Genomic DNA, 2,500 nt, shown 5'->3' with positions numbered 1-2,500 from the left:
GTCGGGTAAGTTCCGACCTGCACGAATGGCGTAACGACTTCCCCGCTGTCTCCAGCATAGACTCAGTGAAATTGAATTCCCCGTGAAGATGCGGGGTTCCTGCGGTTAGACGGAAAGACCCCGTGCACCTTTACTATAGCTTTACATTGGCATTCGTAGTGGCATGTGTAGGATAGGTGGTAGGCTTTGAAGCCTGGGCGCCAGCTCAGGTGGAGCCACCCTTGAAATACCACCCTTATCACTATGGATGTCTAACCGCGGCCCGTTATCCGGGTCCGGGACAATGTATGGTGGGTAGTTTGACTGGGGCGGTCGCCTCCTAAAGAGTAACGGAGGCGCGCGATGGTGGGCTCAGAACGGTCGGAAATCGTTCGCTGAGTGCAATGGCATAAGCCTGCCTGACTGCGAGACTGACAAGTCGAGCAGAGACGAAAGTCGGTCATAGTGATCCGGTGGTCCCGCGTGGAAGGGCCATCGCTCAACGGATAAAAGGTACGCCGGGGATAACAGGCTGATGACCCCCAAGAGTCCATATCGACGGGGTTGTTTGGCACCTCGATGTCGACTCATCGCATCCTGGGGCTGGAGCAGGTCCCAAGGGTATGGCTGTTCGCCATTTAAAGCGGTACGTGAGTTGGGTTCAGAACGTCGTGAGACAGTTCGGTCCCTATCTGCCGTGGGTGTAGGAATATTGAAAGGATCTGTCCCTAGTACGAGAGGACCGGGATGGACGGATCTCTGGTGGACCTGTTGTGGCGCCAGCCGCATTGCAGGGTAGCTATATCCGGACGGGATAACCGCTGAAGGCATCTAAGCGGGAAACCCACCTTGAAACGAGTATTCCCTGAGAACCGTGGAAGACGACCACGTTGATAGGCCGGGTGTGGAAGAGCGGCAACGCTTGAAGCTTACCGGTACTAATAGTTCGATAGGCTTGATCGTTCTCATTACTTATATCCATCTTTTGTTCTCACTCACGCTTGTTCCGCCCTGCGGGCGGCGCTACGTGGGTGCGGCGCAACGGCGCCGACGGCCGGTCGGCCTTGCGAAGCTTCGCTTCGAAGGGCGCCAGGCTGAAAGAACGTCAAAGGCACAACAAAGACCAGAGAACAGCGTAGAGAATGCAGCAATAGGCCTCCCTATTTGCTACTCACTATTGGCTATTCGCTCAAACAGCTTCTCGATTTGAACATGCGTTTTGCCGACCTGGTGGTTATGGCGGAGCGGCTGCACCCGATCCCATTCCGAACTCGGCCGTGAAACGCTCCAGCGCTGATGGTACTTCGTCTCAAGACGCGGGAGAGTAGGTCGCTGCCAGGTCTGCAAAGCGCATGTTCAGCTCACATCCGGATCAAACCCGGATCGAGATCAATCTTCTCTCTACGATTTTAGTGATGCATGTCGTTGTCCCAAAACCACCAGGCACTTTTGGGCGACTTGCATAAAGGCCCGCCAAACGGGAGCCCGGGCCGCGAAAGCGGCCCTTTCATTTGGTGAGCCATCTACCTATTTGTAGGCCATCCTATCCGTAGGCTTGCGCTTACGTCCAAGAACACAAGCAAATGCTTGCTCATATCGCAAGCAAATGCTTGCTCATAATCGCAAGCAAACGCTTGCTCATAGGTGACGCGGGGTGGAGCAGCCCGGTAGCTCGTCAGGCTCATAACCTGAAGGTCACAGGTTCAAATCCTGTCCCCGCAACCAATCTCAAAAAACGCCCGCCTCACGCGGGCGTTTCTTCCTTTCCCCGCTTCTTTCCAACTCGACTCGGCTCAGCTTTGCAGCGATGCTCGCTTGGCACGCGGCGCGCCATACATTCGGCCGCGGCGCTAAACGTAACAGGAGCGGAACATGCGGCAGGCGCTGATCGTATGGGGCGGCTGGGAGGGGCACGAGCCCGAGGCCGGGGCGCACGCCGTCAAGGCGATGCTCGAGGAAGAAGGCTTTGCCGTGCGCGTCGAGAACACGACCGCGATCTTCGCCGACCCGGCGATCGCCGCGCTCAGCCTGATCGTGCCGATCTACACGATGTCTAAGCTCACCAAGGCGGAAGAAGCCAACCTGACGAAGGCGGTCGAGAACGGGGTCGGCCTTGGCGGCTATCATGGCGGCATGGGCGACGCATTTCGCGAATCCCCCGAATACCAGTTCATGTGCGGCGGACAATGGGTCGCGCATCCCGGCAACATCATCGACTATCATGTGAATGTGGCGCGGCGCGATGACCCGATCATGCAAGGCATCGACGATTTCCCTTACCGCTCCGAACAATATTACATGCATGTCGACCCTTCGAACGAGGTGCTGGCGACGACCACCTTCTCCGGCGAATATGCGCCCTGGATCGACGGTGTCGTGATGCCGGTGGTGTGGAAGCGCAGGCACGGCAAGGGGCGGGTGTTCTATTCGTCGCTGGGTCATGTGGCGGCGGAGTTCGAGGTTCCGCAGATGCGCACCATCCTGCAACGCGGGCTGGCATGGGCCGCCCGCTGAAGAGGTA

General features: G+C 57.6%; 1 protein-coding gene, 1 tRNA gene and 2 rRNA genes (1 of these 4 only partly in view). All 4 read left to right on the top strand.

Annotated features, from left to right (window positions below; all coding sequences use genetic code 11):
* Positions 1-942, top strand: a 23S ribosomal RNA gene (locus tag MJ8_RS28370); it begins 1,858 nt to the left of the window's first position.
* 263 nt (positions 943-1,205) lie between these two features.
* Positions 1,206-1,320: ribosomal RNA gene (rrf, locus tag MJ8_RS28365) — 5S ribosomal RNA — on the top strand.
* 307 nt (positions 1,321-1,627) lie between these two features.
* Positions 1,628-1,704, top strand: a tRNA-Met gene (locus MJ8_RS28360).
* 147 nt (positions 1,705-1,851) lie between these two features.
* Complete coding sequence (locus MJ8_RS28355; RefSeq protein ID WP_201411891.1) at positions 1,852-2,493, top strand: ThuA domain-containing protein; 642 nt, start codon at positions 1,852-1,854, stop codon at positions 2,491-2,493.
* The last annotated feature ends 7 nt before the right edge of the window (positions 2,494-2,500 follow it).

The organism is Mesorhizobium sp. J8, assembly GCF_016591715.1.
Taxonomy (GTDB): domain Bacteria; phylum Pseudomonadota; class Alphaproteobacteria; order Rhizobiales; family Rhizobiaceae; genus Mesorhizobium.
This window is presented reverse-complemented; position numbering and strand designations above follow the sequence as displayed.